The 24428-nt window shown below is 67.5% G+C and carries 20 protein-coding genes; 8 read left to right on the forward strand and 12 right to left on the reverse strand.

Annotated elements, in window-relative coordinates; translation table 11 throughout:
• Positions 1-2 precede the first annotated feature (2 nt).
• The 4 genes from carB to dapB form a co-directional block, all read right to left on the reverse strand.
• Positions 3-3245: a carbamoyl-phosphate synthase large subunit gene (gene carB / locus RTX79_RS04080; protein WP_312682023.1), complete on the reverse strand. Its 3243-nt coding sequence runs from the start codon at positions 3243-3245 to the stop codon at positions 3-5.
• Positions 3246-3299: 54 nt separating this feature from the next.
• Entirely contained in the window at positions 3300-3854 is a 555-nt protein-coding gene (locus tag RTX79_RS04085) for a hypothetical protein (RefSeq protein ID WP_312682025.1), read from the reverse strand.
• Positions 3854-4984 (reverse strand): glutamine-hydrolyzing carbamoyl-phosphate synthase small subunit, encoded by a 1131-nt coding sequence (gene carA / locus RTX79_RS04090; protein WP_057509127.1) that lies wholly within the window; start codon positions 4982-4984, stop codon positions 3854-3856. Before carA ends, RTX79_RS04085 begins: the two co-directional genes overlap by 1 nt.
• A gap of 268 nt (positions 4985-5252) precedes the next feature.
• Positions 5253-5975, reverse strand: coding sequence for a 4-hydroxy-tetrahydrodipicolinate reductase (gene dapB, locus RTX79_RS04095; protein WP_312682030.1), 723 nt, complete (start codon positions 5973-5975; stop codon positions 5253-5255).
• 120 nt (positions 5976-6095) lie between these two features.
• On the opposite strand from dapB, the gene RTX79_RS04100 reads away from it, so the two are divergent.
• Positions 6096-6857 (forward strand): 3-oxoacyl-ACP reductase, encoded by a 762-nt coding sequence (locus RTX79_RS04100; protein ID WP_057509129.1) that lies wholly within the window; start codon positions 6096-6098, stop codon positions 6855-6857.
• 112 nt (positions 6858-6969) lie between these two features.
• On the opposite strand, the gene RTX79_RS04105 is transcribed toward RTX79_RS04100, so the two are convergent.
• The 3 genes from RTX79_RS04105 to RTX79_RS04115 are packed head-to-tail and all read right to left on the reverse strand — an operon-like array spanning position 6970 to position 9334.
• Positions 6970-7224 (reverse strand): DUF6587 family protein, encoded by a 255-nt coding sequence (locus RTX79_RS04105; RefSeq protein ID WP_312682033.1) that lies wholly within the window; start codon positions 7222-7224, stop codon positions 6970-6972.
• The gene (gene feoB, locus RTX79_RS04110; RefSeq protein ID WP_312682034.1) at positions 7224-9086 is read right to left on the reverse strand and encodes a ferrous iron transporter B; all 1863 of its coding nucleotides are present in this window, start codon (positions 9084-9086) and stop codon (positions 7224-7226) included. Before feoB ends, RTX79_RS04105 begins: the two co-directional genes overlap by 1 nt.
• Positions 9083-9334 (reverse strand): FeoA family protein, encoded by a 252-nt coding sequence (locus tag RTX79_RS04115; protein WP_057509132.1) that lies wholly within the window; start codon positions 9332-9334, stop codon positions 9083-9085. Before RTX79_RS04115 ends, feoB begins: the two co-directional genes overlap by 4 nt.
• Before the next feature lie 116 nt (positions 9335-9450).
• Between RTX79_RS04115 and RTX79_RS04120 the strand changes: the two genes are divergently transcribed.
• The 5 genes from RTX79_RS04120 (at position 9451) to yeiP (ending at position 16177) form a co-directional block, all read left to right on the forward strand.
• Entirely contained in the window at positions 9451-10239 is a 789-nt protein-coding gene (locus RTX79_RS04120; RefSeq protein ID WP_309685245.1) for an enoyl-CoA hydratase-related protein, read from the forward strand.
• A 237-nt stretch (positions 10240-10476) separates the two neighbouring features.
• Entirely contained in the window at positions 10477-11370 is an 894-nt protein-coding gene (locus tag RTX79_RS04125) for a hydroxymethylglutaryl-CoA lyase (protein WP_312682036.1), read from the forward strand.
• Positions 11367-13922, forward strand: coding sequence for a sensor domain-containing protein (locus tag RTX79_RS04130; protein ID WP_312682037.1), 2556 nt, complete (start codon positions 11367-11369; stop codon positions 13920-13922). The genes RTX79_RS04125 and RTX79_RS04130 overlap by 4 nt, the downstream gene beginning before the upstream one ends.
• Before the next feature lie 868 nt (positions 13923-14790).
• Positions 14791-15561, forward strand: a complete 771-nt coding sequence (locus RTX79_RS04135; RefSeq protein ID WP_312682038.1) for an SDR family oxidoreductase — start codon at positions 14791-14793, stop codon at positions 15559-15561.
• A 49-nt stretch (positions 15562-15610) separates the two neighbouring features.
• Positions 15611-16177 (forward strand): elongation factor P-like protein YeiP, encoded by a 567-nt coding sequence (yeiP, locus tag RTX79_RS04140; RefSeq protein ID WP_057508927.1) that lies wholly within the window; start codon positions 15611-15613, stop codon positions 16175-16177.
• Between the two features lie 366 nt (positions 16178-16543).
• Here the strand turns inward: yeiP and RTX79_RS04145 are convergent, their stop codons facing one another.
• The 4 genes from RTX79_RS04145 to RTX79_RS04160 all read right to left on the reverse strand — a co-directional run bounded on the left by RTX79_RS04145 (position 16544) and on the right by RTX79_RS04160 (position 20629).
• Complete coding sequence (locus RTX79_RS04145) at positions 16544-17005, reverse strand: hypothetical protein (protein ID WP_312682040.1); 462 nt, start codon at positions 17003-17005, stop codon at positions 16544-16546.
• A gap of 81 nt (positions 17006-17086) precedes the next feature.
• Positions 17087-18859: a DUF4105 domain-containing protein gene (locus RTX79_RS04150; protein ID WP_428695953.1), complete on the reverse strand. Its 1773-nt coding sequence runs from the start codon at positions 18857-18859 to the stop codon at positions 17087-17089.
• 5 nt (positions 18860-18864) lie between these two features.
• Positions 18865-19179, reverse strand: a complete 315-nt coding sequence (locus RTX79_RS04155) for a DUF2388 domain-containing protein (RefSeq protein ID WP_312682042.1) — start codon at positions 19177-19179, stop codon at positions 18865-18867.
• Positions 19180-19240: 61 nt separating this feature from the next.
• Positions 19241-20629 carry an FAD-binding oxidoreductase gene (locus RTX79_RS04160; RefSeq protein ID WP_312682043.1) on the reverse strand — a complete coding sequence of 463 codons (1389 nt, stop codon included), beginning with the start codon at positions 20627-20629 and terminating at the stop codon, positions 19241-19243.
• Between the two features lie 172 nt (positions 20630-20801).
• On the opposite strand from RTX79_RS04160, the gene serA reads away from it, so the two are divergent.
• Complete coding sequence (gene serA / locus RTX79_RS04165) at positions 20802-22046, forward strand: phosphoglycerate dehydrogenase (RefSeq protein ID WP_057508923.1); 1245 nt, start codon at positions 20802-20804, stop codon at positions 22044-22046.
• Positions 22047-22115: 69 nt separating this feature from the next.
• Here serA and RTX79_RS04170 read toward each other — a convergent pair whose 3' ends face one another.
• Complete coding sequence (locus tag RTX79_RS04170) at positions 22116-22712, reverse strand: NUDIX hydrolase (protein ID WP_312682221.1); 597 nt, start codon at positions 22710-22712, stop codon at positions 22116-22118.
• A gap of 181 nt (positions 22713-22893) precedes the next feature.
• On the opposite strand from RTX79_RS04170, the gene RTX79_RS04175 reads away from it, so the two are divergent.
• Positions 22894-24369, forward strand: a complete 1476-nt coding sequence (locus tag RTX79_RS04175; protein ID WP_312682046.1) for an amino acid permease — start codon at positions 22894-22896, stop codon at positions 24367-24369.
• Positions 24370-24428 lie beyond the last annotated feature (59 nt).

A 24428-nucleotide genomic window follows, 5' to 3' on the forward strand; every position in this document is an offset into this window, starting at 1 on the left:
TCTCATGCGTTCAGTTCCTTGTGCAGTTCCTGCAGCGACCAGACCGGGCCGGTACCGCGGAATTCCAGCGAATGCACCAGTGCCTTGGCACCGGCGATGGTGGTCGAATAGGTCACGCGGTGCTGCAGCGCTTCGCGACGGATGGAGAACGAATCGTTGATCGCCGCACGGCCTTCGGTCGTGTTGACGATGTAGACGATCTCACCGTTCTTGATGCGGTCCACGATGTGCGGACGACCCTCGACCACCTTGTTGACGATCTCGCATTCCATGCCGTGCTGCTGCAGCCACGCGGCGGTGCCACGGGTGGCGACCAGGCTGTAGCCCTTGGCCAGCAGCGCCTCGGCGACCGGCAGCACGCGCTGCTTGTCCGGGTCACGCACCGACACGAAGGCCTTGCCGACCGGCGGCGCCTTGATGCCACCGGCTTCCTGCGCACGCGCGAAGGCGGCGCTGAAGCTGCGGCCCACGCCCATCACCTCACCGGTGGAGCGCATCTCCGGCCCGAGGATCGGATCGACGCCCTGGAACTTGGCGAACGGGAAGATCGCCTCCTTCACCGAGTAGTAGTCCGGCACGATTTCCTTGGTGGCGCCCTGCTCGGCCAGCGTCTTGCCGGCCATGCAGCGTGCGGCGATCTTGGCCAGCGGCATGCCGGTGGCCTTCGACACGAACGGCACGGTGCGCGAGGCACGCGGGTTCACTTCCAGCAGGTAGACGATGTCTTCACCGTTCTCACCGGCCTGGATGGCGAACTGGGTGTTCATCAGGCCGACCACGTTCAGGGCCTTGGCCAGCTCCACCACCTGGCGGCGCAGCTCGGCCTGGGTTTCGGCAGACAGCGAATACGGCGGCAGCGAGCAGGACGAATCGCCCGAATGCACGCCGGCTTCTTCGATGTGCTCCATCACGCCGCCGATCAGCACGTTGCCCTGGCTGTCGGCGATGATGTCCACGTCCACTTCGACGGCATTGTCGAGGAAGCGGTCCAGCAGCACCGGCGAATCGTTGGAGACCTTGACCGCATCACGCACGTAGCGTGCGAGGTCGGACTCACCGTAGACGATTTCCATCGCACGGCCGCCCAGCACGTAGCTCGGGCGCACCACCAGCGGGTAGCCGATCTCGCGCGCCAGCAGCAGCGCTTCCTGGTCGTTGCGGGCGATGCGGTTCGGCGGCTGCTTCAGGCCCAGGTTGTCCACCAGCTGCTGGAAGCGCTCGCGGTCTTCGGCCAGGTCGATGGAATCCGGGCTGGTGCCGATCACCGGCACGCCATTGGCTTCCAGCGCGCGTGCCAGCTTCAGCGGGGTCTGGCCGCCGTACTGCACGATCACGCCCTTCGGCTGTTCCAGCTCGACGATCTCCAGCACGTCTTCCAGCGTCAGCGGCTCGAAGTACAGGCGGTCGGAGGTGTCGTAGTCGGTGGAGACGGTTTCCGGGTTGCAGTTGACCATGATGGTTTCATAGCCATCCTCGCGCAGCGCCAGTGCCGCGTGCACGCAGCAGTAGTCGAACTCGATGCCCTGGCCGATGCGGTTCGGGCCACCGCCGAGGATCATGATCTTGTCGCGGTTGCTCGGCGTGGCTTCGCACTCGTCCTCGTAGGTCGAATACAGGTAGGCGGTACCGGTGGCGAACTCACCGGCGCAGGAGTCCACGCGCTTGTACACCGGACGCACCTTGTGGGCGCGACGCAGCGCACGCACGGCCGCTTCGTTGGTGCCGGTCAGCTGGGCCAGGCGGGCATCGGAGAAACCGGCGCGCTTGAGCTTGCGCAGGCGCGCGGCGTCGAGCGAATCAATGCCACCGGCGGCGACCTCACCTTCGGCAGTGATGATCTCTTCGATCTGGTCCAGGAACCACGGATCGATGAAGGACAGCGCATGGATCTCTTCCACGCTCATGCCGGCGCGGAAGCCGTCGGCCACGTAGAACAGGCGCTCCGGGCCGGGGGCCTTCAGCTCGCGGCGCAGGGTCTGCATGTCGTCTTCGTTGCCCAGGTCCAGCTCGGTCGGGTCGAAGCCCACCTTGCCGGTTTCCAGGCCACGCAGCGCTTTCTGCATCGATTCCTGGAAGGTGCGGCCCATCGCCATCACCTCGCCCACCGACTTCATCTGGGTGGTCAGGCGGGCATCGGCGGCCGGGAACTTCTCGAAGGCGAAGCGCGGGATCTTGGTGACGACGTAGTCGATCGACGGCTCGAACGAGGCCGGGGTCAGGCCACCGGTGATCTCGTTCTTCAGCTCGTCCAGGGTGTAGCCCACGGCCAGCTTGGCGGCGACCTTGGCGATCGGGAAGCCGGTGGCCTTGGACGCCAGTGCCGAGGAGCGCGACACGCGCGGGTTCATCTCGATCACCACCACGCGGCCGGTGTGCGGATTGATGCCGAACTGCACGTTCGAGCCACCGGTATCCACGCCGATCTTGCGCAGCACGGCGATGGAGGCATCGCGCAGGCGCTGGTATTCCTTGTCGGTCAGGGTCTGCGCCGGGGCCACGGTGATCGAGTCACCGGTGTGCACGCCCATCGGGTCCAGGTTCTCGATGGAGCACACGATGATGCAGTTGTCCGCGGTATCGCGGACCACTTCCATCTCGAACTCCTTCCAGCCCAGCACCGATTCTTCCACCAGCACTTCGGTGGTCGGCGACAGTTCCAGGCCGCGGGTGACGATGTCGATCAGCTCTTCGCGGTTGTAGGCGATGCCGCCGCCGCTGCCGCCGAGGGTGAAGCTCGGACGGATGATGGTCGGGTAGCCGACGCGGGTCTGGATCTCCAGCGCTTCTTCCAGCGTATGGGCGACCGCGGCCGACGGGCATTCCAGGCCGATCTCGCCCATCGCCACGCGGAACAGCTCGCGGTCTTCGGCCATGCGGATCGCTTCGCGCTTGGCGCCGATCAGCTCGACGTTGTACTTCTCCAGCACGCCGTTGTCGGCCAGGTCCAGCGCGCAGTTCAGCGCGGTCTGGCCGCCCATGGTCGGCAGCAGCGCATCGGGCTTCTCCTTGGCGATGATCTTCTCGACCGTCTGCCAGTTGATCGGCTCGATGTAGACGGCGTCGGCCATCTCCGGGTCGGTCATGATGGTGGCCGGATTGCTGTTGACCAGCACCACGCGGTACCCCTCGTCGCGCAGTGCCTTGCAGGCCTGCGCGCCAGAGTAGTCGAACTCACAGGCCTGGCCGATGACGATCGGGCCAGCACCGATGATGAGGATGGTTTTCAGGTCAGTGCGCTTTGCCATTTTCTTCTCTAGGTCGGTACAGCGTGACAAGGGGGAGTGATCGCACGCTGACGATCAGGAAATCTGTTCCGGGTCGAAGTCGATGCGGCATTCGCGCTTGAGCGCGGCGGACATCGTCTCGCCAATGTTTTCCGGCATCCCGCCGTCGGCACCCAGGCCGTCGATGAAGCGCTGGAAGGCGGGGGTGCCCATGAAACGGGCGATCTCCACCTTGTTCGCTTCGCTCACTTCCGGGCCTTCGCTGGCCATGCCCTGCTGGGCGGCCGCGCTGGCCTGGAAGGTGCGGCCCATGTCCACACCGGCCGGCGTGGCCATGAACTGCTTCCATTCACCCACCAGCAGCGCGCCGTCGTCGCCCAGGTTGCCGGCGATCTGCTGCTGGAAGTGGGCGTCGAGCAGCGTGCCGATCTGGGTGGACGCGCAATCGCGCCCGCCCTGGTCCAGCGCCTTCAGCGTCGGGGAGACACTGAACAGCACTTCGGCGCTGTTCTTGCCCAGGCCCTGCATGCCCAGCTGGTGCATGATCACCGCCACCTCGGCCGGCGTGGCCGGCTGGGCGCTTGCGGTGCCGGCCAACAGCAGGCCGGCCAGCAGTGCGGTGAGGCGCATCAGGCCTTGGCCTCGGCCATCAGGGTCACGAAACGATCGAACAGCGGGCCGACGTCGGTCGGTCCCGGCGACGCTTCGGGGTGGCCCTGGAAGGAGAATGCCGGCACGTCGGTGCGCGCGATGCCCTGGTTGGTGCCGTCGAACAGCGAACGGTGGGTCACCCGCAGGGTCGTCGGCAGGGTCGCCTCGTCCACCGCGAAACCGTGGTTCTGCGAGGTGATCATCACCCGGCCGCTGTCCAGGTCCTGCACCGGATGGTTGGCGCCGTGGTGGCCGTGGCCCATCTTCAGGGTCTTCGCACCGGAGGCCAGCGCCAGCAGCTGGTGGCCCAGGCAGATGCCGAAGGTCGGCACGCGGGCGTCCAGCACGGTCTTGATCGCGCTGATCGCGTAGTCGCACGGCTCCGGGTCACCCGGGCCGTTGGACAGGAACACACCGTCCGGCTTCAGCGCCAGCACATCGGCCGCCGGGGTCTGCGCAGGAACGACGGTCACATCGCAGCCGCGCTCGGCCAGCATGCGCAGGATGTTGGTCTTCACGCCGTAGTCGTAGGCCACGACCTTGTACTGCGACGGCACGCTGACGAATGCGTTGGCGTCCAGGTCGAGCTGGCCTTCGTTCCACTGGTAAGTGGTTTCGGTCGACACGACCTTGGCCAGGTCCATGCCCTTCAGGCCGGGGAAGCTGCGCGCAGCCTCCAGCGCCTTCTCCACGCTGATGCCCTCGCCTGCCATCAGGGCACCGTTCTGGGCGCCCTTCTCGCGCAGGATGCGCGTCAGCTTGCGGGTATCGATGCCGGAGATGGCGACCACGCCACGCTGCAGCAGCCAGTCCTGCAGCGAAACCTGGCTGCGCCAGCTGCTCGGGCGGCGCGGCACGTCGCGCACGATCAGGCCGGCCGACCACACCTTGGACGCTTCGTTGTCCTGGTCGGTCATGCCGGTGTTGCCGATATGCGGGTAGGTCAGCGTGACCATCTGCCGGGCGTAGGACGGATCAGTCAGCACTTCCTGGTAACCGGTCATGGCGGTGTTGAACACCACTTCACCGACGGACAGGCCGGGCGCGCCTACGGATTCGCCCTCGAATACGGTGCCGTCTTCGAGGACGAGGATTGCGGCTTGGGTCACGGAAATCTCACTTTGGCTACCGATGGGGTACCGAAGGTCACGCCTGCGCTCACGGTAAAAACCGGTTGCAAAAAAGCGCGGACGTACGGTTCAGGACCGGTCCGGCTGTCGTGTTTCGGCGAGTGCGAATTGTAGACGCATGCGGGGTCCGGCGCCAGCGCCACGTTGCAGGTAGCGCGCCACGAGATCCTGAACGGTAGCGCCGACCCATGGTCGGCGAGCGCAGCGGGCCCTTAGCGGGATGCCGCCGCCCACTCCGTTCAGCCGTTCAGCCGTTCAGCAGGTCCCGCACCCGGTAGCTCCCCGGGGCGCGTTGAGCCAGCTGACGCGCGGCAAACAGCGCGCCACGGGCAAAGATGTCGCGGTTGGTCGCCCGGTGCACCAGCTCGATCCGCTCGCCCAGACCGGTGAACTGAACAAGATGTTCACCGACGATGTCCCCGGCACGCAGGCTGGCGTACTGGGGGGTGGCCCCGCCGCGGCCGGCCGCCGCGCCCAGTGTCAGTGCAGTGCCCGACGGCGCATCCAGCTTGCGGGTGTGGTGCGATTCGACGATGTCGCAGTCCCAGCCGGCCAACGCCTGCGCGGCGCGCTCGACCAGTTCATCCAGCACCGCCACGCCCAGGCTGAAATTGGATGCCCACACCAGTGGGATCGCCTTGGCCGCCGCGTCCAGCGCCTCGCGCTGCGCCTGGCTGATGCCGGTGGTCCCCGAAACCAGCCCCGCGCCGCGTTCCACGCACAGGGCCAGGATCGCATCAAAGCCTTCGGGCAGGCTGAAATCGATGGCCACGTCGAACGGCGGAGCGCCGTGCAGTTCCTTGGCAGCGAAGTGCGGGATGCCGTCCACCACCCGCTGCGCGGGCGCGCGGCCGGTGTAGGCCCCCACCACGTTCAGCGTATCGGTACGTTCGGCGGCCAGCCGCAGCAGGGCCTGGCCCATGCGCCCGGAGGCACCGTGGATGAGCAATCGCAGGGGAGTCTGGTTCATCCGGGAAGGCTAGCGGCTGGCTGCGCATTTGCACAGGGGGCGTCGCGCACCAGGCCGCGACGCGGCCTCACGCCACCGCTTGCTAGCCTGCTGGTTTTCCAAGCGGCGATGCCCTCCTCCATGAAGATCGAACAACAGCTGGTGCTGGTGACCGGCGCCGGACGCGGCCTGGGCCAGCACATCGCCCGCGCCTTTGCCTCGCAGGGCGCCAAGGTGATCATCAATTACCACCGCAGCAGCGAGGCAGCGCGCGCCCTGGCCCAGGAGCTCGGCGAACACGCCCTGGCGGTGCAGGCCGATGTCACCGACCGGCACCAGGTGGACACCCTGCTGACCCTGGCGCAGGCGCACTTCGGCCAGCCGGTCAGCACCGTGGTCAACAATGCGCTGGCCACCTTCAGTTTCAATGGCGATGCCCGCGAGAAAGCCGACAGCATCGGCTGGGCCAGCTTCCAGTCCCAGTTCGACGGCAGCGTGCGCGGCGCGCTGAACACCGTGCAGGCCGCCCTGCCCGGCATGCGCGCGCAGCACTTCGGCCGCATCATCAACATCGGCAGCAACCTGTTCCAGAACCCGGTGGTGCCCTATCACGACTACACCGCCGCCAAGGCGGCGCTGCTGTCGTTGACCCGCACGCTGGCCGGCGACCTGGGGCCGGAGGGAATCACCGTCAACATGCTGTCCGGTGGCCTGCTGCGCAGCACCGATGCCAGTGCCGCCACCCCGGAAGCGCTGTTTGATTACATCGCCGAGGCCACGCCGCTGCGCAGCGTGACGACCCCGGCCGAGTTCGCCGATGCGGCGCTGTTCTTCGCTTCGCCGTGGTCGCGCGCGGTCACCGGGCAGAACCTGGTGGTGGATGGCGGACTGGTGCGCGATTGATGCCTGCGGCGGTGGTCCGCTGGACGCGGTAGTGACGGCCGCTGGCCGTCCTGCCCTTGCCGCTGCGCTCGCCGAGCATGGCTCGGCGCCACCCAGGCGGCGCGCCAGCCGCTCAGTGCGCCTTCGGCGGCGTCGGCCCACAGCTGTCACACCCACCGCAGGACCCGGCACCGCCACTTGCCGGCGGCGCGATGCGCCGGCCCAGCGACTGCCGCCAGCCCGGCTGGCCGGAGCGCAGCAGGCTCAGCGCCAACGCACCGCGTGCCTTGCGCACCGTGCCCGGGAACTGCTTCTTCAGCACCACCCACGCACTGGCCAGCACGGCCAGCGCGACGATCAGGTACTGCAGCAGCAGGCCGGCCTCCATCAACCGCCTCCCAGCGCCACGGTCACCTGGTAGGTGACCAGGGCTGCAATGTAGGCCGCGGCGAACAGGTACACGGTGGCAAAGCCCATCTGCTTCCACGAATTGGTTTCGCGCTTGATCGTGGCCAGCGTGGAGATGCACATCGGCGCGTAGATGAACCACACCAGCAGTGACAGGCCGGTGGCCAGCGACCAGCCGTCACTGACGATCGGGGTCAGCGCGGAGATCGCCGCGTCATCGTCCGGCGCCGACAGCGCGTAGATGGTCGCCAGCGAGGACACCGCCACTTCGCGTGCGCCCATGCCCGGGATCAGCGCAATGCAGATCTGCCAGTTGAAGCCCAGCGGGGCGAAGATCGCGGTCATCGCATGGCCGAGCTGGCCGGCGTAGCTGTAATCGATGGCCGGCATCGTCGCATCGGCCGGTGCACCGGGGAAGGACAGCAGGAACCACAGCAGGATGGTCAGCGCCAGGATGATGCCGCCCACGCGCTTGAGGAAGATCATGCCGCGTTCGTACAGGCCCACGGCCAGGTCGCGCGGGTGCGGGATGCGGTACGACGGAAGCTCCAGCATCAGCGGATGCTCGCTCTTGTCGCGGCGCCACTTCTTCATCACCCAGGACATCAGCAGCGCGCTGAAGATGCCGGCCACGTACAGGCCGAACAGCACCAGCCCCTGCTGGTTGAAGATGCCGACCTTGCCATCCGGAATGAACGCGCCGATCAGCAGCGCGTACACCGGCAGCCTTGCCGAGCAGGTCATCAGCGGCGCCACCAGGATGGTCGCAAGGCGGTCACGCGGGTCCTGGATGCTGCGGGTCGCCATGATGCCGGGCACCGCGCAGGCGAAGCTGGACAGCAGCGGGATGAACGAACGCCCGGACAGCCCGGCCGAGGCCATCATGCGGTCCAGCAGGAACGCCGCGCGCGGCAGGTAGCCGGATTCTTCCAGCGCCAGGATGAAGGCGAACAGGATCAGGATCTGCGGCAGGAACACCACCACCCCGCCGAGGCCGGCGATGATGCCATCGGTGATCAGGCTGGCCAGCGGGCCTTCCGGCAGCACCGCGCCGGCCTGCTCGCCGAGCCAGCCGAACAGGGCCTCGATCCCGTCCATCATCGGCGTGGCCCAGGCAAACACCGCCTGGAAGATCAGGAACATCACCACCACCAGGGTGGCCAGGCCGAACACCGGATGCAGCAGCCAGCGGTCCAGCGTGTCATCGATCTTCGAGGTGCGGGTAGGCATGCTGACGGCGGCATCGAGGATCCCGCGCACCTGCGCGTGGAAATCGACGTCCTGCCCGTCCACCGCCGTCACCGGTGCGCCGAGGTGCGGCACCATCGCGTCCAGCCGCGCCACCAGCGCCTGCGCGCCATGCTTGCGCACCGCCACGGTTTCCACCACGGGCACGCCGAGTGCACGTTCCAGCGCCGGCACGTCGATCCTGATGCCGCGTCGTTCGGCCGCATCGACCATGTTCAGTGCCACCACCATCGGCTTGCCGAGCTGGCGCAGTTCCAGCGCGAAGCGCAGGTGCAGGCGCAGGTTGGTCGCATCGATCACGCACAGCAGCACGTCCGGTGCTGCCTCCCCCGGGTAGAAGCCGCGGCACAGGTCGCGGGTGATCGCCTCGTCCAGGCTGGCCGGCTGCAGGCTGTAGGCGCCGGGCAGGTCGAGGATGGCGAACTCGCGGCCGGATGGCGCGCGCATGCGGCCTTCCTTGCGTTCCACGGTGACGCCGGTGTAATTGGCGACCTTCTGCCGGCTGCCGGTCAGCTGGTTGAACAGCGCGGTCTTGCCGCTGTTGGGATTGCCGACCAACGCCACGCGCAGCGGCAGGCTCGCAGCGTTGCTCATGCCGACGCCCCCTGTTCAGCGGTGATCTGGATGCGCGCGGCCTCACTGCGGCGCAGCGCAAACCGGGTGAAACCGACCTGCACCAGCAGCGGTTCGCCGCCAATCGGGCCGCGCGCGACCAATCGCACGGACTCGCCCTTGACGAAACCGAGCTCCCTCAGGCGACGGGAAATCGCGTCATTGGCGTGCGTGTCATGGACGGTTTCGACCACGGCGTTGGCTTGCAAAGGCAGATCGGACAGCGTCACTCGCGCACTTTCCAGTGATAAGAATGGTTATCAATTCTAACATCGCCGCGCCGCGTCATGGCCCATGACCTTTGGGCCGCTATGATCTGTACAGGTATCGAGTAACTGCGGATTTTATGACGGATTCCCTGCTGGTCGAGCGCTCCGGCGCCCTGCTCACCCTGCGCCTGCACCGCCCGGCGCTGCACAATGCCTTTGACGACGGCCTGATCGCCGAACTCACCCATGCGCTGGACCAGGCCGGACGCGACCCGTCGGTGCGCGCGGTGGTGCTCGCCGGTGAGGGCGCCTCGTTCTCCGCCGGCGCGGACCTGCAGTGGATGCGCGGCATGGCCGCCGCCAGCGAATCCGAAAACCGCCAGGATGCGCTGGCCTTGGCCCGCCTGATGCGCACGCTGGACGAACTGCCGAAACCAACGCTGGCGCGGGTACACGGGGCGGCGTTCGGTGGCGGCGTGGGCCTGGTGGCCTGCTGCGACATCGCCATCGCCGCCGACAGTGCGCGCTTCGGCCTGACCGAAAGCCGGCTGGGCCTGCTGCCCGCGGTTATTTCCCCGTATGTCATCGCCGCCATCGGGCCGCGCCAGGCACGGCGCTGGTTTGCCACCGGCGAGCAGTTCGACGCCGCCACGGCGCTGCGCATCGGCCTGGTGCACGCGGTGGTGGCAGGCGACCAGCTGGATGCCGCCGTCGAACAGCAGCTGGCGCTGCTGATGGCCGCCGGACCGGTGGCTGCAGCCAGTGCCAAAGCGCTGGTGCGGCAGGTGGTGGCCAGCCACGATGCCGATGCACGGGACCAGGCCAACGCCGAACTGATCGCCCGCCTGCGGGTATCGGCGGAGGGCCAGGAAGGCCTGGGTGCGTTTCTTGGCAAGCGCCGCCCGGGCTGGATCGACGCCGGCTGACTGCACGCGTCTTCACGCCACAGCCGCCCGGCGGCGTCGATGCTGCGCGCACCGGCCCGCCCCCGGTAAAGCGCTTCATGCAGCGGGCTGGCCGGTTGCTCCGACGGCCTGCGTATATCTCTCTCGTGGCCGTCATTGCGCGCGCCACTTCATCTACAGGATGTTCCGTGATCGTTGCCTCCCGCCCTGCCAGCCCTGCCTGTCCTGCCGCCCGCCCGTCATCGCGGAGGCGCCGGAATGTCTGATTTCGTCCGTATCGTCGAAGTGGGCCCGCGTGACGGCCTGCAGAACGAAAAGCAGCCGGTCAGCACGGCCGACAAGATCGCGCTGATCGACCGGCTGTCCGCCACCGGCCTGCGCAGCATCGAAGCCACCAGCTTCGTCAGTCCGCGCTGGGTCCCGCAACTGGCCGACGCCGCCGATGTCTATGCCGGCATCCACCGCCGTCCCGGCGTGGCCTACCCGGTGCTGGTCCCCAATGAGCAGGGGTACGCGCGCGCGCTGGCAGCCGGGGTGCAGGAGGTCGCAGTGTTCACCGCTGCCTCGGAAACCTTCAACCGCACCAACACCAATGCCGGCATCGATGAGTCCCTGGCCCGGTTCGAGCCGATCCTGCGCCGGGCCGCCGACGATGGCGTGCGCGTGCGCGGCTATGTGTCCACCGTGCTCGGCTGCCCCTACCAGGGCGAGGTTGCCGTGAGCGAGGTGGTCCGCGTGGCCCGCGCCCTGCATGGCATGGGCTGTTACGAAATATCGCTGGGCGACACCATCGGCGTAGGCACCCCGCGCAAGGCACGGGCGATGCTGGAGGCGGTCGCCGCCGACGTCCCGATGCAGGCCTTGGCGGTGCATTTCCATGACACCTACGGCCAGGCCGTGGCCAACATCGCCAGCTGCGTGGAGGCCGGGGTGCGCGTGGTCGACAGCGCGGTCTCCGGCGCCGGCGGCTGCCCCTACGCGAAGGGCGCCAGCGGCAACGTGGCCAGCGAAGATGCGGTCTACCTGCTGCATGGAATGGGGCTGCAGACCGGCGTGGAGCTGGAGTCGCTGGCCGAGATCGGCCGCTGGCTGTCGGCGTTGCTCGGCCGGCCCACCGGCAGCCGCGTCGGCAAGGCGATGGCAGCGACATGAGCCGCCGCGGCCCCTGCGACGAGCTGGCCGCTGGCGGACACCCCGCCACGCAGAGCGACGCACGGGCTGCACTGGACCACGCGCTGTCCCAGCCACACCGGGCCGAACAGCACGCGCTGCTGCAGCAGGCCCGGCAGGCGCTGGATGAGGCGATGCAGCAGCGCCAGGACGCCGAGCAGCGCTACGCCGCCCTGTTCGACGCCGTGCCCGACCCGGTCAGCATCCTCAGTTCGGCCGGGGTGGTGATGGACCTCAACCGCGCCGGCGTACGCGCCTACGGCCGCCCCCGCGAAGCGATCATCGGCCAGCCGATCGAACTGTTGAACCCGGACCTGCCGAGCGACCACCTGGAGCCGGTCTGGGCAGCGCTGCAGCGCGGGGACACCTACGTCATCGAAGTCACCAACATGCGTGGTGACGGCAGCCGCTTTCCGGTAGAGGTGCACTCGGCCGGCTTCGAACTGCAGGGCGAGCCGTGCATCGTGGCGGTGGCGCGTGACCTGAGCGGGCGCTGGCAGGCCGAGTCACGCTACCGCCTGCTGATGGAATCCATCGACAAAGGCGTGATCCTGTTCGACCGCGAACTGCGCGTGGTATCGGCCAATCCGGCCGCGCACCGCATCCTGGGCACGGCCGGAACCGGCTCCAGCCTGCAGACCCTGCTCGATCCGCGCGACTGGATCATGGTGGACGAACATGGCCACCTGCTGGGCCACGACCAATGGCCGGCCAACCGCTGCTTCCAGGCCGGCCGGGTCATCCGCAGCACCATCATCGGCCTGTACCACCGTCCGCGCGGGCGCATGCTGTGGCTGTCGATCACCAACGTGCCGGTGTTCGGCAACGGGCGCGACCATGCCGACCATGTCTTCGCGATGTTCAGCGACATCACCGAACTGAAGCGCAACAACGCGCTGTTCGACCGCGCGCAGTCGTTGGCCCACATCGGCGGTTGGGAGTGGGACCGCGGGCTGGCCCGCCTGTACCTGACCGATGAAGCACGCCGGATCCTGGGCCAGGAGCTGCCGCTGGATGACATGCCCGACCTGATGGAGTGCCTGCGCAGCGATGACCGCCTGGCGCTGCAGCAGGCACTGGCAGCCAGCGTCGACGCGCGCAGCAGCTTCGCACTGGAACTGCGTGGTCAACGCGCCGATGGCCACTCGTTCTGGGTGCGCATGATCGGCGAGGCATCCGAAGGCGACGTGGACGCCGCGCGCATCGCTGGCACCGTGCAGGACATCACCGAGCGCAAGCAGGCCGAGGAAACCCTGCGCATCCAGGCGCGTACCGACCCGCTCACCGGCATCATGAACCGCGATGCGGTACTCAGCGACCTGGGGGTGCGGCTGTCCAACCCGACCCACTGCAGGGCGGCGGTGCTGTACATCGACCTGGACCGTTTCAAGACCGTCAATGACCTGCTGGGGCACAGCGCCGGCGACGAACTGCTGATCGAGGCGACCCGCCGGATCGGCCGTGCGATCGGCACCGAAGGGCTGCTGGCACGCTTTGGTGGCGATGAATTCCTGGTCGTCTGTGATACCCGTGACCAGTCCGACCAGCCCGAACTGCTGGCCCAGCGCATCACCGCCGCCTTCGAGCCCCCGTTCGTGTTCGGCAATGACGAGTTCGTGGTGACGGCCAGCATCGGCATCGCCTGCGCGCCGCGCGATGGCGTGCGCCCGCAGCAGCTGATCCAGAATGCCGATACCGCGATGTATGACTGCAAGCGCCGCAGCCGCAACGGCTGGCAGGTGTTCTCACCGGAACTGGCACAGGCCCAGCACGACCGCCTGCAGATCGAAAGCCGCTTGCATCGCGCCCTGGAAGCCGACGAATTCCGCCTGGTCTACCAGCCGCAGGTGAACCTGCGCACCGGCGAGGTGATCGCCGCCGAAGCGCTGATCCGCTGGCAGAACGAGCAGCTGGGCGAGATGCGGCCGGACCTGTTCATCGCCCACGCCGAAAGCACCGGCGACATCGTGCGGATCGGCCAGTGGGCGCTGCGCGAGGCCTGCCGCCAGGTCCGGCAATGGCAGGACGAAGGCCTCGGCCTAGTGCGCGTCGCGGTCAACGTGTCCTACCGCCAGTTCACCGGCGACGACCTGGCGCTGAAGGTGCGCCAGGCGCTGGACGAGTTCCATCTGCCCGGCACCGCGCTGGAACTGGAGTTCACCGAGCGCGTGCTGATCGAGGATGCGCCGGACACCCTGCGCACCTTCGCCCGGCTGCGCGAGATGGGCGTGATGCTGGCCATCGATGATTTCGGCGAAGGCTACAGCGCGTTGAACTACCTGCGCCGGCTGCCGATCCACGGCCTCAAGCTCAGCCAGCTGTTCGTGGAAGGGGTACCAGGTGACCGCTCGGACATGGCCGTGTGCGAGGCGATCTGCGGGATTGCCCGCAGCCTGGGACTGGGGGTGGTCGCCGAAGGCATCGAATCGGAGGCCCAGCGCCGCTACCTGATGGGGTTGGGGGTCAACGTCGGCCAGGGTTTCCTGTTCGCCCCTGGCCTGACGCCGGAAGAATTCGTCAGGAAGTTGAAGTAGGTTTTTTTGCGGTGTTGGAGTGGAGCCTGGTTTCTGGGGTGGGTCGGGCGGGTGGGACATGCGGGGCACGCGCAAGTACATCCATGTAGCTCTTCGCGGCTCCTGCCGCTCAAGGCCCCGCATCCCCCACCCGCCCGACCCCGGACAGTTTCCGTGCGCCGCCACCGCAGGGGAGAGGTAGCGCCGACCCATGGTCGGCGGAAACCATCGGACCCCGTTCCCCACCATCTGCCGACCATCGGTCGGCGCCGGAAGAATTCGTCAGGAAGTTGAAGTAGGTTTTTCTGCGGTGGTGGAGCGGAGGCTGGTTTCTGGGGTGGGCCGGGCGGGTGGGCTGCAGGGGACACGCCGCAAGTACGTCCCTGTAGGCTCGCCATCCGCTCCTGCCGCCCGACGGGCCACCGCTGCCCACCCGCCCGACCCCGGACAGTTTCCGTGCGCCGTCACCGCAGGGGGAAAGAAGAAAAGCAGAAGCGGTAGCGCCGACCCATGGTCGGCGGAAACCATCAGAACCCGTTCCCCCAGACCCCACTCCCCACAATCCGCCGACCATGGGTCGGCGCTACCCAGGCCGCCGTGAATCCGTCGAAGGTGGGGCGGGGTGGGTTGGCGGGGGCGTTGAGTGCCATGGATGGCACGAAACGAGGCCCGCAGGATGCGGTTGTTGCTGTCCCCCGCCAACCCACCCCGCCCCGCCACCCAGCAGCCCTACGGCTTTTGACGTTGACGTTGACGTAGCCGTTGCTCCAGAAAGCAGGCGCCGGGCTGCAAGCCCGGCCATCCACACCCCCCAAGCAACGCACTGCACAACGGCCCAGCCCGCGCCATCCGTTAGAATCGCGGGCTCTTGAACCAGCAGGACCGTGCAATGCAGTTGTCCAACGTACGTGCCGTCATCACCGGTGGTGTCTCCGGCCTCGGCCTTGCCGTGGCCGAACATCTCGTCGCCCAGGGCGGCAAGGTCGCGCTGTTCGACCTCAATGATGAGAAAGGCGCCGCCGCCGTCGCCGCGCTGGGACAGGCGAACGCCTCCTACCAGCAGGTCAACGTCAGTGATGAAGCCGCCGTGGCCGAAGCCATCGAACAGGCCCACGCCTTCCTCGGCGGCCTCAACGTGGCAGTGAACTGCGCCGGCATTCTCGGCGCCGGCCGCGTGCTCGGCAAGGAAGGCCCGATGCCGCTGTCCGGCTTCCAGAGCACGGTGATGGTCAACCTGGTCGGCAGCTTCAACGTCGCCAAGGCCGCGGCCAACCGCATCCAGCACAACGAGGCCGGCCCGGACGGCGAGCGCGGCGTGATCATCAACACCGCCAGCATCGCCGCCTACGAAGGGCAGATCGGACAGGCCGCCTATGCCGCCTCCAAGGGCGGCGTGGTCTCGATGACGCTGCCGATGGCGCGCGAACTCTCGCGCTTCGGCATCCGTGTCAACACCATCGCACCCGGCGTGTTCTGGACGCCGATGGTCGATGGCATGCCGCCGGCCGTGCAGGAGTCACTGGCCGCCTCCATCCCGTTCCCGTCGCGGCTGGGCAAGCCGGAAGACTTCGCCAGCCTGGTCGCTTACATTCTGGGCAACACCTACCTCAACGGCGAGACCATCCGCCTGGACGGCGCCACCCGGCTCGCTCCGAAGTGATTCCCCCGGGCGCCGGGACGGCGCCCTCCCCCAACCGACCTACACCACCATGAAAGCCAGCGATATCAAGAAGGGCAACGTCGTCGAATACAACAACGGCGTGTACCAGATCCGCGACATCGAGCGCAGCTCGCCGCAGGGCCGCGGCGGCAACGTCCGCTTCCGTTTCATCATGTACAGCGTACCGGGCGGCAACAAGCTCGACGCCAGTTTCGATTCCGATGACAACCTGCCGGAAGTGGAACTGCTGCGCCGCCTGTCGACCTATTCGTACAAGGATGGCGAGGCGTTCGTGTTCATGGACGACGAGGATTACACCCCCTACACCCTGGATGCGGACGTGATCGGCGATGACGCCGGCTACATCACCGACGGCCTGGCCGGCATCTACGTGCAGGTGATCGACGACCAGCCGGTCGCCATCCAGCTGCCCACCAGCGTGGTGCTGGAAGTGGTGGAAACACCACCGGAAATGAAGGGCGGAACCGCCACCAAGCGTCCGAAGCCGGCCAAGCTGAGCACCGGCCTGGAAATCATGGTGCCCGAGTACATCGCCAACGGCGAACGCGTGCTGGTCAACACCACGACCGGCGAGTTCGGCGGTCGCGCCGACTGATTATCCAGGTCGTTGTTTTCGCGGTGGCCACACATGGACTGGGCCGGGCGGCTGGGCTGCAGTGGACACGCCGCAAGTACGTCCCTGTAGGCTCGTGTTCGGCTCCTGCCTTACGACGGTCCCCTGCAGCCCAGCCCCCCGGCCCCGGACCGTTTCCGGTGGCCCCAGCCGCGGATAGGGGAGAAAGAAGCGGTCGCGGGTTGCATGGCCACCGTGGACCTGTCGAAGGTGGGACGGGGTGGTTGTGCAGGACCGTCTGTTGCCATGGATGGCAACAGCGAGCCTCCGCGGACGGATTCACGGCGTGTCCTGCACAGCCAGCCCGTCCCGCCAACCACCCGCCCTGCCGCTGCTGTGGCTCTCGGATCACTGCGCCGCGCTGAAGCTCCCGCAGCCGTGCAGCTGGCGCGTGCCCACGGTCAGCATGGCCTTCGCATCGGCCATCTCCCCACTGCCGTCATGCTGGCACGGCACGCGCTGCACACTCAGCTTGATCGGGGTGCCATCGGCGGCCGCACCGGCCCAGCCATCCGGCCCGTGCGTGGGGGCCGCCACCTCGTAATGCGTCTGGCCGTAATCCACCTCGACCCGCAGCGCAGCGTCGCCGCCCGCACCGACCTCGGCCATCCAGACCGGCTCGGTGCCCACTGCGCGGAAGGCATCATTTGCGGTCGGCGCCGCAACAGCAGGCTCCGCCTCGGTCACCGGCGCGGCAGCCGGCCCAGCGGCGGTGCCCTCGCCGTCGGCTTTCGGATCCGCCGCAGGCTGGCAGGCGACGGCAAGTGCAACCACCAGCACGGTGGGCAACAGGAAAAGAGATGGACGCATGTGCGCTCCTCGACTTCATTCAACAGCACATGACGCTACCATCTGCACCGTCAACGCCACGGGAACCGCAGCGCGCCGTGTTCAGCTGCCTGCCGCAGCGGGTGCCGCCGCCTGCGCACGCAGATGCGCGCCGAGTGCCTGCAGGTTGGCATCCAGCACATCCAGTTCTGCGCGCTGCGCCGATGGCAAGCCTGCGCGCATCTGCAATCGCAACTGCTTCCAGGCCTGCGGTGCCTGCGTCGATGCCAGCAGGCGGGGCTGCAGCATGGCCAGTTCATCGGCCTGCGGCAGGCCATATCCCGGCCCACCCAGCAGTGCGCCGGGCTGCAGCCATTGCCCTGCCTGTTCCAGCAGCGCCTGCAACTGGCGTGCACCATCGCTGTCACGCTGCGCCAGCACGGCGCGCTTGAGTGTGTCGCGCGCGCGCAGCTCGGCACGTCCAAAGGCAGCCTGTTCAAGCAGCAACAGGCCGGCGGTGGCACGCAGGCCGCCGCGTTGCAGCCACGGCGCGCGCGTTGTGGCATCCAGCTTCAGCCACGCCTGCGCATCGCCAACCGGCAGCCGCAACTCGTCGCGTGCGGCGGCGAACAGCAGGTCGTAGTGCGCGTCGCTGGATTCGAAATAGTAGCCATCTCGTAGCGCCGCGGCGCGGTCCTCCAGCACGCTTTCATCCAGCCTGCCCAGCCGCGCCAGCCTGCGCCGCAGCCCACGCGGGCTGATGCGCTCGATGCCGGCCTCCTGCAGCGCAGGCACGCCCGCCTGCAGCAGCTTGGCGGTCTCCACCGCGCAGTTGTTGCCGACAAAGTAGTAACGACCGTCGTAACTCCAGTGCACCTGCGCGGTGCGCTCGAGCAGGCTGGCGATCTCCTGCGCGGAAAGCTTCAACGGCAGCGAGGCAAGACCGCGCAGTTCCACCTTGGTGTATTCGTCCACCACCTGCTGCAGCGGCAGCACGAACAACCGCGACGGGTAGCCACCGGTCAGCCCGCGCCAGCTGGACAGTTCGACATCGCCCACGAACGCGCGGAACGACAACACCCGGTGCTGGTCCAGGTCCAGCCGGCAGGCCGGTCCAGGCGCCCTGCCCTCGCGGCAGATCACCAGCCGCAGCATGCTGTGGCCCCAGCGGCTCATCGGAACGTCACCGCTCTCGGCGAACAGGTAATCCACCGCGTAGACGCGTGCCGGATCCAGTCGCATCAGTTCAACCAGGCCTTCCTCGGCACCGGCCTGCAGCAGCGGCACGCCGGCATTGCAGTCCGCCTGCCGTGGGGTCGGGCCCAGGGTCGCGGAAAGCCAGCCCGCCAGCGCTGGACGGCGGCAGGCGAAGTCCGCATCCAGCAGCCAGTGCTCCGCATTGACCGCCAGGTATTCGGCGGCGCTGTGGCGCTCGTAATCGTCGGGGCTGCGGTCAGTGAAACGATTCGGGCTGCGCCCGAGCTTCCACGGGCGGCGCTGCCATCCGGCCAGTTCGCGGAAGCGCGCCTGGCCTGACCAGCCACCGGCCTGCCCGCGATCGGCCACGTGCACCAGTTCATGGACCAGCGCGGCCTGCAGTGCGCGGCCGGCCGCGTCCTCATCGTCATCAAGCAGAGCGCGCTGCAACTGGATGTCGCCGGAAAACGCGCGGCCGGCAACATGCGCCGGCAGCGTGTCCACCCAGCGCACCGGCACCTGCGGTGGCAACGCCGCGCGCAGCGCATCAGGCAGGCGCTGGATCACGGCATCCACGGCGCGCTGGGCGCGGACGCGTTCGCCGGCGTCCAGCCCGTGCAGGTCCGGCGCCAGCTCGAACGCCTGCGTGGCTGGCGCCAGGCACAGCAGCCACCACGCCAACCACGCGTGGCGGCACATCGGCATCAGCGCGCCAGCAAGGCCTGCGCAAGCGCCAGGTCGCTGCTTTCGCGTGCGGCCTCATCCTGTTCGCGCAGGTGCACCAGAGCCGCCTGCAGGCGTGCGCCACGGATCTGGCCCTCGCTGGCAACGAAGGCCGCCGCATCATCGCGCGCGGCCAGGATCACCTTGTCATCGCCGGAGCTGCTGCCGGAGGAATTGGACGAAGCGCCCGACGCCGAACCTGCCGAGGTACCGGCAAAGCTGGATGCACCTGCGGCCAGTGGCAGCACCAGCAGGGCCAGGGCGAAAGGAACCAGCAGCGAAGGCAGTCGGGTCATCGTCGGTTTACTCGTGAAGGGGTCGTGCAGAGCGTACCCGACCCGTCACCGGAACGGCAGCTCAGAGATCGAAGACCTTGCCGGGATTCAGCCGCGCTTGCGGATCGAACGCGCGCTTGACCGCCTTCATCAAGGCGATTTCGGTGGGCCCGCGGGTGCTGTCCAGGTAGGCCTTCTTGACCAGGCCGATGCCATGTTCGGCGGAAATGCTGCCATCGAAGCGTGCCAGCACCTGCGCCAGCAGCTTGGTCACCTGCTCGCACTGCTGCAGGAATTCCGCATCACCGGTGTCATCGGGCTTGAGCACGTTGATGTGCAGGTTGCCATCGCCGATGTGGCCGAACCACACCACCTCGAACTGGGGGTACGCCTGGGTGATCAGCGCCTGGGTTTCGGCGAGGAACGCGGGCATCGCCGAGATCCGCACCGACACGTCGTTCTTGTACGGCTTGTAGCGTGCGACCGCCTCGGTGATGCCTTCGCGCAGGCGCCACAGCTGCGCGGCCTGGGCGTCACTGGCGCTGATCACGCCGTCGCTGACCCAGCCATTGCCCATGCAGTCTTCGAAGGCCGCCATCGCCGCGGCCTCCTGCGCCTCGTCACCGGCGGCGAACTCGGTCACCACGTAATACGGATGCACCTCGTCGAACGGCGCCTGCGCACCATGGGCCAGCACGTGCGTGAGCGCCTGCGCGGTGAAGAATTCGAAGGCCTGCAGCTGCAGCCGCGCACGGAACGCGGCGAACACCTGCATCAGCACCTCGAAGCTGGGCACGGCAAGCAGCATCACGTTGCTGGCCGGTGGCGGATCGGTCAGCTTCACCGTGGCTTCCACGATCACCCCCAGCGTGCCTTCCGAGCCGATCAGCAGCTGGCGGAAGTCGTAGCCGCTGGAATTCTTGATCAGGCCCTTGTTGAGCTCGAGCAGCTCACCGTCAGCGGTGACGACTTTCAGCCCGGCGATCCACTCGCGGGTATTGCCGTAGCGGATCACCCGGATCCCCCCGGCATTGGTGGCGATGTTGCCGCCGATCGAACAGGACCCGCGTGCGGCGAAGTCCACCGGGTAGATCAGCCCGTGCTCCAGCGCCGCGTTGTGCAGCGCCTCCAGCGGCATGCCGGCCTGCACGACCAGGGTCCGGTCCACCGCGTCGTAGCCCAGCACCTTGTTCATGCGCTCAAGGCTCAGCACCAGTTCGCCGTTGGCCGCCACTGCGCCGCCGGACAGGCCGGTGCGTCCGCCCGACGGCACCACCGCCACGCCTTCGGCGGCACTCCAGCGCATCACCGCCTGCACTTCATCCACGCTGGCCGGCAGCGCGATCGCCAGCGGCGCCGGGGTCCAGCGCCGGGTCCAGTCGCGCCCGTAATGTTCCAGATCGGCCGCATCGGTCTTCAGGCGCACGTCGGGTACGGCCTGCTGGAGGGCGGCAACGCGGGGATCGGTCATGGCAGTCCAGGCAAATGCAGGCGGAACGGGAAAGCGTGCCAGTGCGGCCCGCCAGCGTCCAGCCCCCTGCGCGCGGCGGCAATGGCTACGTTTGCAACCAATTCCGCAGTGCACCATGGGCGGCCGCATCTGGCATAGTGATCAGCCCTTGTCCCACTGGCCGTGCCGTCCCATGTCGCCGAAGAAGACCTCCTACCCCAAGCAGGATATCCGCGTGCTGTTGCTGGAGGGGGTCAGCCAGACCGCCGTGGACGTGTTCACCGCGGCCGGCTACAGCCAGATCGAACTGCATTCCAAGGCGCTGCCCGAAGACGAGCTGAAGGCGCGCATCGCCGACGCCCACATCGTCGGCATCCGCTCGCGCAGCCAGCTGTCGGCCGAGGTGCTGGCCGAGGCCAAGCGCGTGATCGCGGTGGGCTGCTTCTGCATCGGCACCAACCAGGTCGACCTGGATGCGGCTGAACTGGCCGGCATCCCGGTGTTCAACGCGCCCTACTCCAACACGCGCAGCGTGGCCGAGCTGGTGATCGCCGAAGCGATCATGCTGACCCGTGGCATTCCGCAGAAGAACGCCGAATGCCACCGCGGCGGCTGGTCCAAGTCGGCTGCCGGCAGCCATGAAGTGCGCGGCAAGACGCTGGGCATCATCGGCTACGGCCACATCGGCACCCAGGTGGGCGTGCTGGCTGAATCGCTGGGCCTGCAGGTGATCTTCCACGACGTGGAGGCCAAGCTGGCGCTGGGCAACGCGCGCGCCGCGGTCAGCCTGGACGACCTGCTGGAGCGCTCGGACATCATCACCCTGCACGTGCCGGAAACACCGGCCACGCAGTGGATGATCGGCGCGACCGAACTGGCGAAGATGCGCCGCGGCGCGCATGTGATCAACGCCGCGCGCGGCACCATCGTCGACATCGCGGCCCTGGATGCGGCACTGGGCTCGGGCCACATCGGCGGCGCGGCGCTGGATGTGTTCCCGGTGGAACCCAAGGGCAACGGCGATGTCTTCGAATCGCCACTGACCGCGCACGACAACGTGATCCTGACCCCGCACGTGGGCGGCAGCACGCTGGAAGCACAGGACAACATCGGCATCGAAGTGGCGGCCAAGCTGGTCCGCTACAGCGACAACGGCAGCACCCTGACTGCGGTCAACTTCCCCGAAGTCACCCTGCCCGAGCACGACGGCAGCCTGCGCCTGCTGCACATCCACCGCAACGTGCCGGGCGTGCTGTCCAAGGTCAACGAAATCTTCTCGCGCCACAACGTCAACATCGACGGCCAGTTCCTTCGCACCGACGCGAAGGTGGGCTACGTGGTGATCGACATCACCGCCAGCGTGGAGCAGGCCGCCGCCGTTCGCGATGAACTGGCCGCGATCCCCGGCACCCTGCGCACCCGCGTGCTGTACAGCTGAGGGCCGTCAGGCCCGGTACCGGTAGTGACGGCCGCTGGCCGTCAACAAACACGTAACGGCCGATGACCGTCAGCGTCTGGTTGACGGCCAGCGGCCGTCACTGCCCAGCCAGCGCCGGGCCATGCGCTGCAGCGATGCATCCGCCTGCGGATCGGCGGCCAGCTGGGCGATGTCGCGCCAGGCCAGGGCGAGCGATTCTTCGCTGATCGCAAAGGCCTCCGACGCCCCTGCCCGGATCACGAAACGGACGTCGTAGTGCCAGTGCCCGGGCACCTCATGACGCTCGGGGATCCAGTGCTTGTCCAGGTCGAAGATCGCCGGATCGTCCAGCGACAGTCCGGAGAGCCCGGATTCCTCCTCGGCTTCGTTCAACGCCACGCGGGCCAGGTCGCGATCGCCATCGGCATGGCCACCGAGCTGCAGCCAGCGATCCAGCTTGCGGTGGTGGGTCAGCAGAATCCGCTGCCCGTCTGCGCTGACCAGCCATGCACTGCCGGTGAAATGCCCTTCCAGCCGTTCGCGCAGGAAAGGATTCAGGGGATCATCAAGAAGTGTGCTGAATTCGTCAGCCAAGGCGCCTTGCACAGGCACTTCGAGGGCATGTTGGCGAAGCATTTCACGCAACGGATCGTCAAGCAGGGCAAGGGTTGCGACAGTTTCCAGCATATCCGGTACGCGTTCAGCAAAGGTATCGGCCATTATCGCCAGAAAATGTTGCACGTGCGGCTTGTACATCACCTTCAGCTTTGGCTAAGGTACAGCGAGCCATTCGCATGGCCTTCACCGATCACACGCGCTGGCGACAATGTATCGCCGGCCACCCAACGACCACTTAGGGAAGTACCGCATGCTGAAAGCTCTGTTGAGGGTCAAGCCGGTTGAGCCAGCCGGACACGTTGACGCTGGCGAACCCATCGAAGGCAGCCTGGACGGCGAAGCCACCCTGAAACGGACGCTCACGGCGAAACACCTGATCCTACTCGGCATCGGTGCGGTGATCGGTGCGGGCATCTTCGTCATGACCGGCCAGGCCGCGGCGTTCCATGCGGGCCCGGCCGTGACCCTGTCCTTCGTCGCCGCCGGTCTTGCCTGCGCACTGGCTGGCCTGTGCTACGCAGAGTTCGCCGCGATGATGCCGGTGTCCGGCAGTGCCTATTCGTACTCCTATGCCACGCTGGGTGAAGGCATGGCCTGGTTCATCGGCTGGTGCCTGGTGCTGGAGTATCTGTTTGCCTCCGCGTCGGTCGCCGTTGCCTGGTCCGCGTACCTGCTGAGCTTCGTCACCACCACGCTGCACCTGCCCTTCCCGGCAGCGCTCAGTGCGGCTCCCATCGCATGGGAAGGCGGCCAGTTCGTCTCGTCGGGGCAGCTGTTCAACCTGCCGGCGGTGTTGATCGTCGCGGTGTTGACCGGCCTGCTGTATGTCGGCATTTCCCAGTCGTCCTTCGTCAACGGCATCATCGTCGCGATCAAGGTCAGCGTGATCTGCCTGTTCATCGGCTTCGGCGCCTCGCACATCGACACCGCCAACTGGCAACCGTTCATCCCTGAGAACACCGGCACCTTCGGTGAGTTCGGCTGGAGCGGCGTGCTGCGCGCCGGCTCCATCGTGTTCTTTGCCTTCATCGGCTTCGATGCGGTATCCACCGCCGCCGGTGAAACCAAGGATCCGCAACGCAACATGCCGATCGGCCTGCTCGGCTCGCTGGCCATCTGCACCCTCATCTATGTGATCGTGTGCCTGGTGCTGACCGGCCTGCTGCCCTACCAGCAGCTGGGAACCGCCAAGCCGGTCGCCACCGCGCTGGAAGCCTATCCGCAGCTGGCCTGGCTGAAAACCGCAGTGGAAATCGGCGCCATCGCCGGCCTGTCCTCGGTGATCCTGGTGATGATGATGGGCCAGACCCGCATCGCCTACACGATCTCCCGCGACGGCCTGCTGCCACGCTTCCTGGGCAAGGTGCATGCGCGCTTCAAGACGCCCTACGTGGCCACCATCATCGTCGGTGTGATCGCCGCGGCGCTGGCCGGCATGATGCCGCTGAACGTGCTCGGTGAACTGGTGTCGATGGGTACGCTGCTGGCCTTCGCCACGGTCTGCGTGGGCGTGCTGGTACTGCGCTACACACGCCCGGAACTGGTGCGTCCGTTCCGCGTGCCGATGGCCTGGCTGATCTGCCCGCTGGGCGCGCTGGCCTGCCTGACGCTGTTCGCGATGGCCTTCCGCGAACACTGGCACCTGTTCGTCGGCTGGACCGTACTGGGCCTGCTGATCTACTTCGGCTACGGCATGCGCAACAGCAAGCTCGCCAAGTCCTCCTGATGCATCACGGGCCGGCTGCACAGCCGGCCCGTCTTCTTTCACGCTCCAACCCCGCAGCC

This window comes from Stenotrophomonas chelatiphaga, from assembly GCF_032054965.1.
Taxonomy (GTDB): domain Bacteria; phylum Pseudomonadota; class Gammaproteobacteria; order Xanthomonadales; family Xanthomonadaceae; genus Stenotrophomonas; species Stenotrophomonas chelatiphaga.

Bases quoted from the DNA above. Each gene is read 5' to 3' on its own strand.
- RTX79_RS04145 (WP_312682040.1), bottom strand. From the start codon at position 17,005: ATGCGTCCATCTCTTTTCCTGTTGCCCACCGTGCTGGTGGTTGCACTT.
- RTX79_RS04135 (WP_312682038.1), top strand. From the start codon at position 14,791: ATGCAGTTGTCCAACGTACGTGCCGTCATCACCGGTGGTGTCTCCGGC.
- RTX79_RS04155 (WP_312682042.1), bottom strand. From the start codon at position 19,179: ATGACCCGACTGCCTTCGCTGCTGGTTCCTTTCGCCCTGGCCCTGCTG.
- RTX79_RS04130 (WP_312682037.1), top strand. From the start codon at position 11,367: ATGAGCCGCCGCGGCCCCTGCGACGAGCTGGCCGCTGGCGGACACCCC.
- RTX79_RS04175 (WP_312682046.1), top strand. From the start codon at position 22,894: ATGCTGAAAGCTCTGTTGAGGGTCAAGCCGGTTGAGCCAGCCGGACAC.
- RTX79_RS04100 (WP_057509129.1), top strand. From the start codon at position 6,096: ATGAAGATCGAACAACAGCTGGTGCTGGTGACCGGCGCCGGACGCGGC.
- carB (WP_312682023.1), bottom strand. From the start codon at position 3,245: ATGGCAAAGCGCACTGACCTGAAAACCATCCTCATCATCGGTGCTGGC.
- RTX79_RS04170 (WP_312682221.1), bottom strand. From the start codon at position 22,712: ATGCTGGAAACTGTCGCAACCCTTGCCCTGCTTGACGATCCGTTGCGT.
- feoB (WP_312682034.1), bottom strand. From the start codon at position 9,086: ATGAGCAACGCTGCGAGCCTGCCGCTGCGCGTGGCGTTGGTCGGCAAT.
- RTX79_RS04120 (WP_309685245.1), top strand. From the start codon at position 9,451: ATGACGGATTCCCTGCTGGTCGAGCGCTCCGGCGCCCTGCTCACCCTG.
- RTX79_RS04105 (WP_312682033.1), bottom strand. From the start codon at position 7,224: ATGGAGGCCGGCCTGCTGCTGCAGTACCTGATCGTCGCGCTGGCCGTG.
- RTX79_RS04125 (WP_312682036.1), top strand. From the start codon at position 10,477: ATGTCTGATTTCGTCCGTATCGTCGAAGTGGGCCCGCGTGACGGCCTG.
- RTX79_RS04150 (WP_428695953.1), bottom strand. From the start codon at position 18,859: ATGTGCCGCCACGCGTGGTTGGCGTGGTGGCTGCTGTGCCTGGCGCCA.
- serA (WP_057508923.1), top strand. From the start codon at position 20,802: ATGTCGCCGAAGAAGACCTCCTACCCCAAGCAGGATATCCGCGTGCTG.
- yeiP (WP_057508927.1), top strand. From the start codon at position 15,611: ATGAAAGCCAGCGATATCAAGAAGGGCAACGTCGTCGAATACAACAAC.
- dapB (WP_312682030.1), bottom strand. From the start codon at position 5,975: ATGAACCAGACTCCCCTGCGATTGCTCATCCACGGTGCCTCCGGGCGC.
- RTX79_RS04160 (WP_312682043.1), bottom strand. From the start codon at position 20,629: ATGACCGATCCCCGCGTTGCCGCCCTCCAGCAGGCCGTACCCGACGTG.
- RTX79_RS04085 (WP_312682025.1), bottom strand. From the start codon at position 3,854: ATGCGCCTCACCGCACTGCTGGCCGGCCTGCTGTTGGCCGGCACCGCA.